At 37.3% G+C, this 15,519-nt stretch carries 12 protein-coding genes and 1 riboswitch; of the genes, 10 read left to right on the top strand and 2 right to left on the bottom strand.

Annotated elements, in window-relative coordinates; genetic code table 11:
• Positions 1-85 precede the first annotated feature (85 nt).
• Entirely contained in the window at positions 86-694 is a 609-nt protein-coding gene (locus MT390_RS11345) for a DUF5610 domain-containing protein (protein WP_499441205.1), read from the bottom strand.
• Between the two features lie 211 nt (positions 695-905).
• Here MT390_RS11345 and MT390_RS11340 point away from each other — a divergent pair, with 211 nt between their 5' ends.
• The 10 genes from MT390_RS11340 to MT390_RS11295 all read left to right on the top strand — a co-directional run bounded on the left by MT390_RS11340 (position 906) and on the right by MT390_RS11295 (position 14,281).
• Positions 906-2,318, top strand: coding sequence for an alanine/glycine:cation symporter family protein (locus MT390_RS11340; protein ID WP_499441203.1), 1,413 nt, complete (start codon positions 906-908; stop codon positions 2,316-2,318).
• Between the two features lie 412 nt (positions 2,319-2,730).
• Positions 2,731-3,108: a DUF3461 family protein gene (locus tag MT390_RS11335; RefSeq protein ID WP_166371750.1), complete on the top strand. Its 378-nt coding sequence runs from the start codon at positions 2,731-2,733 to the stop codon at positions 3,106-3,108.
• Between the two features lie 662 nt (positions 3,109-3,770).
• Positions 3,771-5,849, top strand: coding sequence for a DUF4962 domain-containing protein (locus tag MT390_RS11330; protein ID WP_499441201.1), 2,079 nt, complete (start codon positions 3,771-3,773; stop codon positions 5,847-5,849).
• Positions 5,850-6,759: 910 nt separating this feature from the next.
• A riboswitch (FMN riboswitch) is annotated at positions 6,760-6,924 on the top strand.
• Between the two features lie 95 nt (positions 6,925-7,019).
• Complete coding sequence (ribB, locus tag MT390_RS11325) at positions 7,020-7,667, top strand: 3,4-dihydroxy-2-butanone-4-phosphate synthase (protein WP_499441199.1); 648 nt, start codon at positions 7,020-7,022, stop codon at positions 7,665-7,667.
• Positions 7,668-8,549: 882 nt separating this feature from the next.
• Positions 8,550-9,881 (top strand): PIN-like domain-containing protein, encoded by a 1,332-nt coding sequence (locus tag MT390_RS11320; RefSeq protein WP_499441260.1) that lies wholly within the window; start codon positions 8,550-8,552, stop codon positions 9,879-9,881.
• A 1,829-nt stretch (positions 9,882-11,710) separates the two neighbouring features.
• Positions 11,711-11,905, top strand: a complete 195-nt coding sequence (locus tag MT390_RS11315) for a hypothetical protein (protein WP_499441197.1) — start codon at positions 11,711-11,713, stop codon at positions 11,903-11,905.
• A 164-nt stretch (positions 11,906-12,069) separates the two neighbouring features.
• Positions 12,070-12,369, top strand: a complete 300-nt coding sequence (locus MT390_RS11310; protein WP_499441195.1) for a hypothetical protein — start codon at positions 12,070-12,072, stop codon at positions 12,367-12,369.
• On the top strand, positions 12,366-12,761 hold the full coding sequence (locus MT390_RS11305) for a DUF3024 domain-containing protein (protein WP_499441193.1): 396 nt from the start codon (positions 12,366-12,368) through the stop codon (positions 12,759-12,761). The genes MT390_RS11310 and MT390_RS11305 overlap by 4 nt, the downstream gene beginning before the upstream one ends.
• A 238-nt stretch (positions 12,762-12,999) precedes the next feature.
• Positions 13,000-13,656: a DUF2959 domain-containing protein gene (locus MT390_RS11300; protein ID WP_166371744.1), complete on the top strand. Its 657-nt coding sequence runs from the start codon at positions 13,000-13,002 to the stop codon at positions 13,654-13,656.
• Positions 13,657-13,792: 136 nt separating this feature from the next.
• On the top strand, positions 13,793-14,281 hold the full coding sequence (locus tag MT390_RS11295; RefSeq protein WP_499441191.1) for an HAD family hydrolase: 489 nt from the start codon (positions 13,793-13,795) through the stop codon (positions 14,279-14,281).
• Between the two features lie 68 nt (positions 14,282-14,349).
• Here MT390_RS11295 and MT390_RS11290 read toward each other — a convergent pair whose 3' ends face one another.
• Positions 14,350-15,186 (bottom strand): GGDEF domain-containing protein, encoded by an 837-nt coding sequence (locus MT390_RS11290; RefSeq protein ID WP_499441189.1) that lies wholly within the window; start codon positions 15,184-15,186, stop codon positions 14,350-14,352.
• Between the last annotated feature and the right edge of the window lie 333 nt (positions 15,187-15,519).

Raw genomic sequence — 15,519 nt, 5'->3', positions numbered from 1 at the left:
TCTTATTAACAGGGGCGAGCAAAATCCCAGCACTCATCAAGTTACTGGAATCTAAATTCCGGACACCACCTTAAATTACCTTACCTTAAACGACCTTACTTTCGGCAGCTTCGCTTTCTACCGTAGGCTCAGGGTTTCTAAATTTTTCAAATCCTTCTAGAATGAATGACATGGTTAGGTCGATATCTTGTTCAACATCGCCCTCTAGCACCGACAATGCTTTTAAGATATCTTTTGCTTCGCCAATTCCTTCCTCAACACCTTCTAACATTAAATCAGCAAACGTATCACGAGCCTGCTGTGGATCTAATTCTGGATGTTGCTCTTGATAAGCATTAAAAAAATTAGTACTAAAAGTTACAATACGTTCTGCCGTTGCCTCAGGACTAAAGTCGACTTCAGACTCATAACTTTGTTGCAGTGATTGAGTTGGCTCAATCTCTTTTAATGCATCATTAATACCTTGTAATGCGGTTTTTAAAACAAGGGCTAAGGGTTGATCTTTGATACTACTACTCGTCTTATTAGACTGATCAATCGCACTTTGTAATATCGCTGCATTGAGCTGCTTTTTATTAATTTGTTGCAAGCTTTCAGTACTAGCCGGTTCATTGTTAGCCGCTACAGATTCATTTTTAGGGTTTTTATCACTTTGTTCAACTTCAACATAAGTTTGACGCGAATTAATTTGCATAGACACCTTCATCAATCTAAATAATGTAAAGCGTTATCGGCACAACACGCTAAAACTGAAGAAAAAATAAGCATTTTTTTGAAAGCTGCAAGCCAGTTCATAAAAATAAGAAAAGAAAACTAATATTTGATAATATCCCGCCCTTATACATCACCCTATTGCGTGTTAATTATTTAAAAGGATCGGCGCAATCTATTAAAAAGGTATCTTTATGTTAACGCTACTTAACGCCATCAATGGTTTATTATGGGGACAAATCCTCGTTTATTTACTGATCGGTACAGGGGTTTACTTCACTATACGATTAGGTTTTATCCAATTCCGTCATTTCTTTCATACCTTCACTGTCATGAAAGGCAGTCGTAAATCAGACAAAGAAGGTATCTCTTCTTTTCAAGCATTATCAACCAGTTTAGCCGCACGTGTGGGAACAGGTAACTTAGCAGGTGTTGCAATCGCGATCACTGTTGGTGGTCCCGGTGCTATTTTTTGGATGTGGGTGATCGCCTTATTGGGGATGGCAACCAGTTTCGCCGAAAGTACACTCGCTCAAGCTTATAAAGTGCACGATGAAGATGGCAATTTTCGAGGTGGACCAGCTTATTATATGGAACGAGGGTTAAATGCACGTTGGATGGGTAGCCTATTTGCTATTTTCCTCATTATTGCCTTTGGTTTAGTATTTAACGCCGTACAAGCAAACTCTATCACCGCCGCATTACATGAATCATTTCAGTTTGATAAATTAACAGTTGGTATCGTCTTAGCCATTATTTCTGGTGCGGTTATTTTTACCGGTATTCGTGGTATTGCTAAAGTAGCAGAAAGAATTGTACCGGCGATGGCTTTTGTATACTTATTGATCGCATTGTTTGTTGTGGTGACTAATATAACTCAGTTACCTGCAATCATTGGTCTCATTATCGACTCAGCTTTTGGATGGCAGGAAGCGGCAGGTGGTGCTTTTGGTGCCATGATCATGACCGGTGTACAACGTGGTTTATTCTCTAATGAAGCGGGTATGGGTAGTGCAGCTAATGCAGCAGCAACCGCATCTCCTTACCCACCACACCCAGCATCACAAGGTTATGTACAAATGTTAGGTGTATTTATCGACACCATCATCATTTGTACAGCAACGGCATCAATCATCCTATTATCAGGTGGATTAGAATCATTCACTGGTATGGGTGGCGTAGAAATAACACAGCGCGCGCTGGATATACAGGTAGGTGATTGGGGTGGTTCGTTTGTAGCCATTGCTTTATTGTTCTTTGCCTTTACTTCTATTATTGCAAATTACTCTTACGCAGAAACCAACCTTGTATTTTTACAGCATAAAAATACACGCGGTTTAATTGTTTTACGTATTACGGTATTGGCCATGATCCTTTTTGGTGCAACGCAAAGTAATAGCGTTATTTGGTCTTTAGCAGATGTTTCAATGGGATTAATGGCGATCGTCAACTTGATTGCTATTCTATTGCTTTCAAATGAAGTGATTAAATTAGCAAAAGATTACAACCAGCAACTTGATGCCGGAAAAGTACCGACTTTTGATCGCACTAAACTGCCTGAATTAGATAAAAAAATCGAACCAGGTGTTTGGGAAGTAAAAAAATAAAGTAGCTTTTATGGCAGATACAAGGCTATAACAAGCTCAAATCTATAACAGCTCCAAAATAAGTCCTTATTTTGGAGCTGTTTATTTTCTCTCTCAGTACTTTTAACTCCCTCCTTCAATGAATACTTTTCTCGCACTGGCACTCAATATTTAAATACACTGGCACTCAATATTTAAATACACTGTCCACTCAATCTTTAAATTCACTGGCCACTCAAACTGTAAATAAACTTTACTAATAACTTTCAAGCATAAAAGATAAAACCAATAGTAAAAATTATAAATTGACTTGGATCGGGATAACTAAACAATTAGAGATAATATGAATTGATCTTTTTTTTCGATAGTCCACACTGAAAGTCATAATATTTTAAATACTATTAACATTAGCATTAGACTGAAAGGAGAAAAAATGTACCCAAATCTTAAAGATGTCGGCATCCGTAATCCAGAAAATATCAAACGCTATTCATTACGTCAGGAAGGTGAAAAAGATATTTTAAAAGTATATTTCCGTAAACATAGCGGCATGTTAATCGGTCGAAGCAGTAAATTTAAATTTCAGCGCCAAGTTAAAAGAGTGAGTGGAGGCCAGAATACTGAAAGGTTTACTGACTTATCTGAAATCAATCCAACATTACATAAAATTATTCAAGAGCTAGATAGCCTTAGCCTACAAGAGAGTTCAGAGAAAGAACTTAAACAACAAATTTTGTCGGATCTAAAACATTTACAATTAGTGGTAGATAGCAAAATATCAGAGATTGAGAAAAAAATAGAAAAGCTATAAACCTTACGTAAAAATAACGTAACTACTCAGCCCATTAAAACTGAGTGCTTTTTACCAAAATAAAAACGTAAATGCTCAGGGCTAAGCTATGTATGCTTAGTTCAAGGCGAAAAAGCGCAGTTTAGTGGTTTAAATGAGCATTTTTCAACGAAGAAATAGGCTTAAATAGCAACGGCCTGAGTAGTTACAAAACAACAAAATAACAAAGTAACATTTTATTGCTACACAGTCTTAACGCTAAAAACCACAAGCGACGCTTATCCCGTCGCTTTTTTATTGCCTACTCCCCTTTAATCAGCACTCAACCTGTTAAATGACTTTTATAGCTTGTGAGCTAGCCCTAAAATTAACACCCTGCCGACCTAGTCATATTGTAATTAAGTAATACAAATGATATAAAATACAGACTATGACGTGTTGAATAACTCTCACACTTGCAATACAACCAATACGAATGAGTGATAAAACGGTGAAATCATTACAAATGAATGATTTACCTTATTTCAGCTCAATATTTTACCCCAACGCGATTAACCTGCGAGATAATAAAGCGACTTAAAAGCATTGGCATTATTTAACATACCTTGCTCAGCACAGTAAATAAGTGACATTGAACGAGGCTATTACATAGATTTATTAATTTCATAAATTAGAGGTATTAAATGTCTAACAAGTCTTTTGATGCAATAAAAGCGATCAAACTAGAGAATGACAAGTCTGCTGGCAATCTACTTGATGTAATGCCAGTTCAAGTTCAAAAAGCAGATATTGACCTGTCTTTCCTTGATAATTTAAGTGTTGAGCACCCTCGTCTATTAGTTCAAAGCAAAGACCTTCCAGCATTCAGAACTAAACTTAAAAATGACGCAGGTTACTGTAAATTTGATGCATTCCTGAATAACTCAACAAACAAGTTCCTAGAAACAACCCCCTACTCAGAGCCAAAAGCTTATCCGGAAGAAACCGTAGGCAAGGCCTCTTTATGGCGTCCTTACTGGCGTCAAATGTACGTTAGCTGTCAAGAAGCGTTCAATGCAACCCGCAATCTTTCAATTGCTGGTGTAGTGTTAGAAGACCAAGCTATGATCGCAAAAGCAAAAGCGTGGACATTACAATTAGCTTCTTACGATCCTGAAGGTGTAACGTCTCGCGGTTATAACGATGAAGCTGCATTCCGTGTTATCGCAGCAATGGCTTGGGGTTATGACTGGCTGCACGCTTACTTCTCAGAAGAAGAGCGTGAAATTGTAAAAGCCGCATTAATTGTGCGTTTAGAAGAGATCATGCATCACCTCAAAGTGACCGTTGACCTATTGGCGAACCCGCTAAACAGTCACGGTGTGCGTAGTATTAGCTCAGCAGTTATTCCTACTTGTATTGCACTTTACAATGAATACCCTAAAGCGCGCGAGTATATTGAATACGGTATTGAATATTACGCAGTGCATTACCCACCATGGGGCGGCAAAGATGGCGCGTGGGCAGAAGGCCCTGATTACTGGAACACGCAAATGGCATTCCTCGGTGAGTCTTTTGATTTACTGAAAAGCTACACCTCGATCAATATGTTTAATAAAGAGTTCTATAAAAATACCGGTGATTTCCCGCTATATTGCATGCCTGTTCACTCAAAACGAGCAAGCTTTTGTGACCAATCAAGTATTGGTGATTTCCCAGGCCTTAAACTCGCTTACAACATCAAACATTTTGCCGGCGTTAACAACAAACCTGAGTACATTTGGTACTACAACCAATTAAAAGCGCGTGATACTGAAGCACATACTAAATTCTACAACTTTGGTTGGTGGGACTTTGGTTACGATGACCTACGTTTTGATTACCTATGGAATGACATGCCTGAGGTTAAACCTTCAGACAAACCATTACTTAAAGTATTCCCAACCACTGGCTGGGCAGCATTTCACAGTAATATGACCAACCGTGAAGAACACATTCACATGGTTTATAAATGTAGTCCATTTGGTTCTATCAGCCATTCACACGGTGACCAAAATGCTTACACATTACATGCCTTTGGCGATACTTTAGCCGCAATCACAGGTTATTACGGTGGTTTTGGTGTGGATATGCACATCAAATGGCGTCGTCGTACCTTTTCTAAAAACTTACCGCTATTTGGTGGTAAAGGTCAGTACGCAGAAAACACCACCACTAAGTTTGAAGGTGTTCACCAAGATCGTTACTGTGTTGAAGCAGGCGGAAAAATCAGCGATTACGATACAGAATCTGACGTATTATTTGTGGAAGGCGATGCATCAACATCGTACCAATTCCATAACCCAGATTTAGAATCTTACAAACGTAAAATTTGGTTTGCTAAAGGCAAAGTCTTTGTAATGCGTGATACCGCGACGTTAAAAACAGAGCAAGATCTCACTTGGTTATTACACACAACATTCAAAACAGAAACGGCTCAAGACTCATTCCAAATCATCGGTGACAATGCCCTATTAGACGTGTCATTTATCAATGAGAGTAAGAATGATCTTTTATCCATTGAAAACGTTGAAGGCTTTGGGGAAGTTGACCCTTCTGAATTTGCAGACCTTGAAGTTCATCGCCATGTTGAAGCTAAATTTAAAGCGAAGAAAGAGCACAATATTTTAACGCTGTTAGTGCCAAGCAAAATCAATGGTCCTAAAACTGAAGTGTCACATAAATTGGTTGGCAACACGTTAGAGTTAACCATTGATGGTGAAGTAGTAACTATCGAACTTTAATCACTGCTGTTAAGTAACGATTAAAAAGGCCATCTATAGCGATATAGGTGGCCTTTTTTGTTGTCGCAACAACAGAAGCTTTTTCAAATTAAAGTCCTATTTAATTAGCATCAGAATTCGTCTGCTCTCAACGTAGCTTAATGAATAATTGTTGCTTGGTGTTCCGCCCTATCGGCGTGTTACTTTCTTTTGAGCGGCCAAAAGAAAGTAACCAAAGAAAAGGCCACACCGAATATTTTTTAATCTCCTCTTTTTAAAATATAGCAATGAGTACCTTCTTAACGCACCGCTCATACGCGGCGTCCATGCAGCGAAGTTCGCTAGCAACGCCTGCTCATAACACAATACTGTCGTATAATTCGCTGCCTAACCTTGCTGAAGGTAATCATTGATTCAGAAAAATATGACGGGGAAATTGATGTAGCCATATTGAGCGACCTAGTTAGCATATGATCCTTAAAGCCTCAACTAATCCAAACATCCTGTTTGGGTTTACTAAAATAAGTTAATTGCTTGGGAAAGCTCAACGGCGGAAGTTGCCACCATTATGAGTATTGTTTCGTCTGTGCTCATCGATGCTGCTTACTATTTATTAGCTTTAATTTCTCTAGAACAGTAGAGAACCTGTACCTATAAATAACTCAAAGAAAGCTGGCACCGAATCGCTTCTTAATCCCAATCAAGTAATCATTTTTAAACGCACTGTTTCGGAAGTGTATCCATGCACTAGCCTCAACTAACCCAAACATCCTGTTTGGTTTTACTAAAATGAATTAATTGCTTGGGGAAACTCACGGTGAGGAATTTTAGCAGCATTGAGTTTCGTCTTACCTTAATTTATCCAACTATCTTCTTTTTCAACTATCTTCCTCATTGAGTAAGCGTTAAAATCCGCACGCTAATTTAACTTAGCAATTCTCAGGGCGGGGCGAAATTCCCCACCGGCGGTAAACCTAATAGGTGAGCCCGCGAGCGCTTTATTGATTATTTAACGTAGTAATAGTAGTAATAAAGGTCAGCAGATCTGGTTTAATTCCAGAGCCGACGGTTAAAGTCCGGATGAAAGAGAAACCAAAGTGCTGCATGTGTAGTGCTAATTTACATCATCTAATAATTGGATGATGTGATTCTCAATGCCCTGATTCTGGTAACTATTCAAAGGAAAATACCATGAGTCAGTCTCTATTAAGTTTATTCGGTGATGCACATTCTCGTGTATTAAATGCCATTCAATCAATCCAAAATGGTTCAGGCGTGTTAGTAGTCGATGATGAAGACAGAGAAAATGAAGGTGACTTTATTTTTGCTGCTGAAACATTAACAACCCCACAAATGGCCATGATGATCCGTGAAGGCAGTGGCATAGTATGTTTATGCTTACCCACCAAAACCACGCAAAAGCTTCAACTTCCACAAATGGTCAGCAATAACACTAGCCAAAATACCACCGCTTATACTGTCAGTATTGAAGCAAAGCATGGTGTGACAACAGGCGTTTCAGCAGCAGACCGTGTGACTACTATTAAAGCCGCAGTAGCACCCAATGCAACAGCTGATGACCTATCTCGACCAGGTCATGTTTTCCCACTGCAAGCAGTTGCAGGTGGTGTATTAGTACGAAGAGGACATACGGAAGCTGCAGTTGATTTAGCAACATTAGCAGGGTTTACGCCAGCGGGTGTTATTTGTGAGTTAAGCAATGAAGATGGCTCGATGGCACGTTTACCAGAAGTGGTGAAGTTTGCACAGCAACACAATATTCCAGTAATGAGTATTGATGATTTAGTGAATTATCTTCAAGCTGAGCAAGTAGCGTAGGTTTTGGATTAGGTTTAGTTTTGGGCAGCTAAAACGTCTAAAACTGAAATAAGTGATGAATTAGTGGGCTGTCTATAGAAATATAGATGGCCTTTTTTTGTTGTCGCAACAACAGTGTGTTTTTTATATTGTTCAGTGATATTTAAGAGTTGGTTCGTCTACGCTCAACTTAGCTTAATGAATAATTATTACTTGGTGTTCCGCCTTATCGGCGTGTTACTTTCTTTTGAGTGGCCAAAAGAAAGTAACCAAAGAAAAGGCCACACCGAATATTTTTTAATCTGAATAAATGAGTACCTTCTTAACGCACCGCTCATACGCGGCGTCCATGCCGCGAAGTTCGCTAGCAACGGCATCCTTGCCTAACCTTGCTAAAGGCAATCATTGATTCAGAAAAATATAACGGGGAAATTGATGTAGCCGCGTTGAGCGTTCCAAAACACTCAATATCTTTTAAAAATAGCACTTTACCAAAACTAACCAACTTAAACGTAACGTATCAAATGTATATCCATGCGCTAGTTTCAACTAATCCAAACATCCTGCTTGGTTTTGCTAAAATGGGTTATTACTTGGAAAAGCTTAACGGTGGAGAGTTGTAGACGTATTGCTTGTCGAATGACGGGCGCTTAAAATTAGGCAGTGTAAATAAACCAACACTACTCTGCCTTTACGTTGTTAATAAAGAACTATTCTGTTTTTCCACATCATTAAATTTTGACTTTTCACTCTAAACATTTGATGTACTGTTAATTAAGCGTATTATCAATTGATTTTTAACAAAGAAATATATTCCGTATTTCTACCAGAAGTATGGAATTTTCAGGCTTAAGAAGCTGTTACATTTCTTTCTTAATTATGGAGTAAAATTCATTGAAAAGTATGTTTAAAGGGTTTCATACCCCTACAACGGATTCTCTTACTGACGCTTGGTCAAGCGAAAGTACACTTTTTATATTTGATACTAATGTTTTTCTAAATTTGTATGGATATGAGGAGCAGACAAGAAAAGATTTTTTTGAAGTCCTTAAAAGTCTAGGGGAAAAAGTATGGATTCCATACCATGTAGGTCTTGAATATCAACGAAGACGTTTAGAAGTTGTAAAAGATGAAAAGGCTGTATTCAGCAAAATTAATGATCTACTAGAAAAAATAGAAAAAACATTTGATAACGACTTCAACGAGTTCGCTTTAAAAAGACGATTCCCTAAATTGCACGAGAATACAGACAAGCTAAAATCAGAAGTTAAGAAAAGTTTACGAGATTATAAAAAATCTGTGGATTATTGGGACAAAAAACAACCCTGTGTTAGGTCTCACGACATAATCAGATCGGCGATAAATGATATTTTCGAAAATAAAGTTGGAGCTAGACCAGATAGTCAAGAATGGCTTGATAATTTATATAAAGAAGGGGAAAAGCGTTATGAAAACTGCATTCCACCAGGCTTTAAAGACGCAGTTAAAGGGAAAGCTCCAGATAATACTTTTGATTATGACGAACTGGCTTATCAACGGCAATTTGGTGATTTGATTTTATGGAAACAGCTAATTATAAAAGCAAAAGAAGACTCCATAAAGAGTGTTATATTTGTAACCGATGATTCCAAAGAGGATTGGTGGTACATACTTGATTCTAGAGGAAAAAAGCAAATAGGACCTCATGCTAGCTTACAAAATGAAATATACAAAGAATCCAAGATTGACATGTTCCACATGTATAATACATATCAGTTTCTTAATGATGGTAAAGATAGGTTAAATATTGGAATTCATGAAAGTTCGATAATTGATGCAAATTCACAGTTCAAACAGTCATTGGAAAATGAACGTAGAAAAAATGAATTTTTAGAAATACAAAGAGAGAAAGAGTTATTCGAATTACAGAAGAAAAAGCTCTTTAAACAAAAAGAATTGATGGAACTTCAGAGTGAAAAATACCTTAGAGAAAAGGAGTTATTAGAGTATCAAAAAATGAAAGAGTTAGAAAAATTTCAAAAAAATAGTATTGAAACCTTGTTTCATCATGATAATGATAATCAAATTATTAACTCTGAACAATTTAATTTAAATTATCTAAAAAATATAGAAAACTCTGAACTATTTAATTTAAATCAGCTAAAAAATATAGACAACTATGAACAAGTAGGTTTGTTTAAAAAATATCTTAATCATCTAAAAAAGGCAAATGAAGATTCAGATGATGAAATGTAACAAGTTGTAGCACATTGACTCGATACAGTTATCGCAATGAGCAAAACGTTAGGTGTTACTACCTGAGTTTGCCAACTATTTAATAGAGAATTAAATGGACTTACAAAAAAGGCTAAAACGAGCTTGGCTATGTCGAAACTGATATTAGACGAGCTCTTCGAGGATTACGTTAAAGCTAAATTTAACAACTTTTTACTTAGGTTTTTCGTAAATATAAGTAAGACTCAAGTGAATACAGCTAATAGGGCAGCCGGAGGTATCTAGCCTCAGGTATCAACATCACAACGCATGCCGCTCAGAACAAGGCGATTCATTTTATGATAAATAGTAAGTGCTAATCCACTTCTCTTTTAATGGCTGAAGACCTTACCCAACTAAAAAATAAGAAAATCGGTTCAAATATTTTTTACCTTTTAAAAACACTTTTCCACAAAACCTCAAGAAAAACGATGCTCAATGTGGCTGTCACTCCCCTACCGTTGAGCTTTCCCAAACGATAAATGACTTTCAGCAACAGCAAACAGGACGTTTGCTGTAAGTTCATTCAGCACATGGATGTGCTGTATGAACTGGTGCGTTAAGAAAGGCAATTAGCGTTTGGATAAGAAAGCGCTTCGGTGGCCAGTTTCTTTGCATCCTTTCTTTTCTGGTAAAAGAAAGGATGTCGCCGACAGGGCGAAAACACTGCAAATAAATAGCTAGCTGTCAGGGTGAGCGCAGACGAATCAACATTAAACGATTAAAACCGAGTTTTTCTAATCTATCTAGCCTCCAGCCCCACACCACCCTACATGCGGCTCTTCACAGGTCGGTTAATCTTATGATGAATAGTGAATATTAATCCACAAATCCTTTAATGGTATCAAGCCTTGTCAGGCTAAAAACGCATTACTGATCGCTATATTGATCCCTTTGGTTTTCGAACTACGACAAGGTCCTTTGCTGGTACTTTTTATAAATCCACTGGCACAGAAAATAGTTAAACGCTAACTAACACCAAGTTTGATCAATGATCTCAATTTCGTCCTTGGTTTACGCCATTACCGCCCCACTTATTGATGAGAAAAACATTCACCGTCGGCGGCGGATCCAATGATCAGCTCAATCGTTAATTGGCAACCCTTGGCTATCAGAAAATAATTCCCCTATCCTCGTAAATACAGATTGAGCTTGTAGATCTGTTTTCTCATTACCATCCCACATTAACAAGTTTAGTTAACGCTCGCGTGTTAAGCCGATCTCCCCAGATAAGAGCATGTACTTTCTTTGCACTGCATCATTTACGGTGGTCATTAGATCACATGGTTTCATTGTCTTGTGCCAACTCACTTCTAACCTACGCCTCATATGATGTTCTTGTTCATCAGCTCCCCTCTTTATTCACAAGGATGGCTAGCAGCCTCCACTAGCCTCATCCTCACGGATAAGCCCTTGCCATTCGCTAGTCGTTAGCGTTTAATCACCTAAGTGATTAAATGGTGACCTTCCTACAGAAGACTTTCATCTCATTAGTCCATGCTGGACGTACAAAAGTGCATCAAATCGCAACAAAAACAGTTAATTAGATTCCATTTTGATTAACATTATAAACCACAATGTTTGTCCGTTTGTGCGGGCGTTATATACTAGGAGGTAATTTGAAAAAGTTGTTTTATTTGATCATTTGTTTCACCGTCATTTCAGGGTGTTCTATGCTGCCTAAATCCAGTTTTGTTTACTACAAAAGTTTGGAACCATCATCATGTAACTTAGTTGTTGGGCTATCACAAGAAGGTAATCAGCTTGTATACAAAGTTAAAACAAATGCTCGATCTGCTAAAGGCACTTTTATGAAAAAGGGCCAACAAATTGTATTCTCCGGGTTGTATGCCTCAGAATCGCCACGTAATTCAAAAATCGAAGTAAGTGCGATGCAGCAAGGTGATACCTTAACAATTCAAAATTACGGTAATAGCATGAATTCATTCACGCTTTTCTCTGAGTGCGAAAGCAAGTATCTCTCTCTAGTTAAAGCTCGCACATAATATAAGAGCTTTCAAGATGGGCAAGTTAGTTGACTGCTGTTTGTGCCTCCACATTTTAACCAACTGTAATTAACAACTTAAAACGATGCAGGCCTTCAGAAGTCAGTGCGGATAAACTCATATCATCACATAAACATTAGTTAAATGCAGATGCAGTAAAACAAGTGATTTGGACACCTATTGAAAGTAAATCAGATCTTCCTAAAGAAATGCTTCAATTTAAAGAAATGCATTCTTCATTTTCTCGTTTATCAGTATTTTATGGTCTGATATTTGTTGTAATTAAAGGTTACATTGAACTTGATTTTGCAAATGAAGGTGTAGATTTACTTTTAACTAATGAAAGCTTTTGTCGATGCATGAGATTATTTAGAAACGCTACATTTCACTATCAAAAACAAGCGATTCCAGAGAAGGCAAAAATAATTCGTTTCCTAAATATAATTGAGAAGTTGCAGGTATGAATAGATGGATGGCTTCAGTAACCAAGCCAGTAAAGGTTACAAGTTTAATTAAAAGTGCTTTGGATAAAGAAGCAGAGAAATTAATAGATAAAATTTTGAAGCCGAGAAGTGTTAAAGTACCTCTTCCAGAAAGCAGCTCTAATTATCTTGTCGATATATATACTAAATGGCATGGGAATTCTTTTTATTTTTGTTCTAAACATAATAGCCCAGGAAAAAATGCAATTTCACCTAGCTTTGAAATTAAATTTGCCAAAATGGTGCATGTAGGCGATGGAAAGTTCAATCTATCTTATATGCGATACAATGATAAATGGCTTGAATTGCACCGAAACCTAACTTTACAAGAATGCCTACATGCAATTGAGCATGAACCCTATTTTATGGTGTAATTTACCTAGTTGGGCAGACAAAGGTATCTAACCTTCCACACTACCGAGCATAAACCTTCGCACAGGCTATGAATTGGGATAGTTCGGAACGTCCAAATATTGAATGCTTAGTTTGATGTCTTAAGTCCACTGGGCTTAGCTTGCTGTTTATCAGGAGAGATCATATTATCCATGTCATTATCGTGCTTTGATTATTATCGTAATTTATAGTATTGATGCTTATAAACAGGGGTTAAAAATGAAAAAAAAGACACTATTATGTGCTTCATTGCTTGCACTAACATTTACATTATCAGGCTGTGAATCAGTTTATTACTCGGCTATGGAAAAGGTCGGGCTTCATAAGCGAGATATTCTTATTGACCGTGTTGAAGAAACAAAAGAGTCACAGCAAGAGTCGCAAGAAGAATTTCAATCCGCACTTGAAGGGCTAACTACACTAATCGACTTTAAAGGTGGCGAACTACAAAAAACTTACGATGCATTAAACGATGATTACCAGTCAAGCCTAAAAGCAGCAAACGAAGTATCAACTAACATTGATAAAGTGGAAGAGGTGGCTAATGCATTATTTGATGAATGGAACGAAGAGCTTGAGCAATATAAAAGTGCATCTTTAAAACGCCAAAGCAGTCAAAAGCTAGCAGAAACAAAGAGTCAATTTAGCACTCTTTTACGCTCTATGCGCAACGCTGAAAGCAAGATGGAGCCGGTATTATCTTCTTTAAACGATAACGTTTTATACTTAAAACATAATTTAAACGCGCAAGCAGTGTCAGAAATAAAAGGTGAATTCACCAATCTAAAACGTGATATTCAGCAGCTAATGAACGATATGAATGAATCAATTGCCGAATCAAACAAGTTTATTAAACAAATGAATAGTGCGAGCTAATGACGTAACCAGTTAATTAACCACGTTAATGAGCCTGCTTAACCGCAGGCTTTTTTATTGTCAATAATCATGCCTTAGATGACGACACTGTGACCAAAAAGCTTTATATGAATCAAAGATGAAAGATGGAGTTAAGATGATAAATGTATATTTATTTGATTGGGGTGACACGTTGATGGTTGATTTCCCCGATGCAGTAGGAAAAATGTATGACTGGGAAGTAGTTGAAGCAGTTTCAGGCGCTAAAGAAACGCTTGCCGCTTTGTCTAAAAATGCAAAGATATATATCGCAACAGGTGCCGCAGATTCCACTGAATTAGAAATTCAACAAGCCTTTGAACGCGTCGATTTAAATCAATTTATCTCGGGCTACTTTTGCAAAGCTAATTTAGGTCTATCAAAAGGCACACCTGCATTTCTAAATGCAATTCTTAATCAATTAAATATTAGTGCAACTGAAGTAGCAATGGTCGGTGATAACTTCGAGAAAGACATTAAGCCCGCGTTATCTGTCGGCATTCAAGCCTTTTGGTTCATCCAGCAAACAATAAACACAATACCAATATCAATACCAAACAAGGTTAATTTCATTAAACAGTTAACAGAACTTTACGATAATAAGTAAAATAGCGGGTAAAGCGAAATATTGATTTGCAGCGTTCAGATGAATAGATGTGAAACTAAAAAGTAAAACTAATACGCTACGCGATTACGCCCATTATTCTTCGCAACATAAAGATTGTCATCAGCTTGGGTAAAGAGTAGTTCCGTTGATTGCCCACACTCACTGTAATTAGAGACGCCAAAACTGCAGGTAACAGATCGCGCTAAAAAGAAAGCATTTGCTTCTTCCCCTTCCTGTACAGAAATATTCGATATTTGCATATCAACGGCGGTGACCTGACTTAAACCGTAGTGTCCCAGCTGCAGTCTATCTTCTATGGTTATGCGTACGCGCTCTGCAACGCAAACCGCCTCTTCTAAGTTACTATTAGGCAGTAAGATAAGAAACTCTTCACCACCAAAACGATAAGCATAATCTGTAGGTCGAATACTCTCCCGAATTAGTTCTCCAAATAAAGTTAACGTATCGTCACCCACACTGTGTCCGAAGTTATCATTGATCACTTTAAACTTATCTAAGTCACACATAATTAATGAAAAATCTGAAACTTCATCGTAATATACTTGGTTTTCGAGGCTGGTTAATTTACGTTGTAAATATTCTTTTTTACGTAGACCCGTCAGTGCATCGATAGAGATATAATGCATGGCATTGAGGTTTTTAGCAGCAAGGTCAAAACGACCATCGGCCATATGCTGATTATGAGAATCAAGAAAGCCGTAATTCATAATATCGCGATAAAAAATATCACATTGCAGTTCAGGGCAATTACGGTTTTTATCTTCTAAACATGTCTGTTTTATAAATACGAGTAAGCTAAAAAAGGAGTACCCAAAGCGGTATCCTTTATCCACTTCCATGGATTCACCTTGGTGGTTTAACACCTCCATTTTTGTTTCTTTCATCCCTGCTTTACTTCTCGCTAGCGTTTATTCTGGCGGCTTATTGTACAGCAATGTACCCAATATGGTTATTTTTAGCACCGACATAGTGCAAATATTATAAAAGTATTAGATCGCGAAATTTTAACTACATAGAAAGCAATGACTTAACAAATATAATTAGTTATTTTTTAAACATTAAAATGGCAAGTTACTACTAGACTCAGCTGTTTACACTGACCACCAGCGATTTTTAGTTTAATAAAACTTAAATAAAAGCGAGTGAATAGATTATTCAATCGCTTTTATTGATTAAGGTAGGTTCATTGAATAGTTAATTCAAACTCAATTAAGCGC

This window comes from Vibrio sp. 2-Bac 85, assembly GCF_037546705.1.
Lineage (GTDB): Bacteria > Pseudomonadota > Gammaproteobacteria > Enterobacterales > Psychromonadaceae > Psychromonas.
Note: the sequence above shows the minus strand (reverse complement) of the source record. Positions and strands in the feature narration are given on the sequence as shown.

What these genes read in the sequence shown, in the direction of transcription:
- MT390_RS11345 (WP_499441205.1), bottom strand. Translation starts at nt 694, where the DNA reads ATGCAAATTAATTCGCGTCAAACTTATGTTGAAGTTGAACAAAGTGAT.
- MT390_RS11340 (WP_499441203.1), top strand. Translation starts at nt 906, where the DNA reads ATGTTAACGCTACTTAACGCCATCAATGGTTTATTATGGGGACAAATC.
- MT390_RS11335 (WP_166371750.1), top strand. Translation starts at nt 2,731, where the DNA reads ATGTACCCAAATCTTAAAGATGTCGGCATCCGTAATCCAGAAAATATC.
- MT390_RS11330 (WP_499441201.1), top strand. Translation starts at nt 3,771, where the DNA reads ATGTCTAACAAGTCTTTTGATGCAATAAAAGCGATCAAACTAGAGAAT.
- ribB (WP_499441199.1), top strand. Translation starts at nt 7,020, where the DNA reads ATGAGTCAGTCTCTATTAAGTTTATTCGGTGATGCACATTCTCGTGTA.
- MT390_RS11320 (WP_499441260.1), top strand. Translation starts at nt 8,550, where the DNA reads ATGTTTAAAGGGTTTCATACCCCTACAACGGATTCTCTTACTGACGCT.
- MT390_RS11315 (WP_499441197.1), top strand. Translation starts at nt 11,711, where the DNA reads ATGAAAAAGGGCCAACAAATTGTATTCTCCGGGTTGTATGCCTCAGAA.
- MT390_RS11305 (WP_499441193.1), top strand. Translation starts at nt 12,366, where the DNA reads ATGAATAGATGGATGGCTTCAGTAACCAAGCCAGTAAAGGTTACAAGT.
- MT390_RS11300 (WP_166371744.1), top strand. Translation starts at nt 13,000, where the DNA reads ATGAAAAAAAAGACACTATTATGTGCTTCATTGCTTGCACTAACATTT.
- MT390_RS11295 (WP_499441191.1), top strand. Translation starts at nt 13,793, where the DNA reads ATGATAAATGTATATTTATTTGATTGGGGTGACACGTTGATGGTTGAT.
- MT390_RS11290 (WP_499441189.1), bottom strand. Translation starts at nt 15,186, where the DNA reads ATGAAAGAAACAAAAATGGAGGTGTTAAACCACCAAGGTGAATCCATG.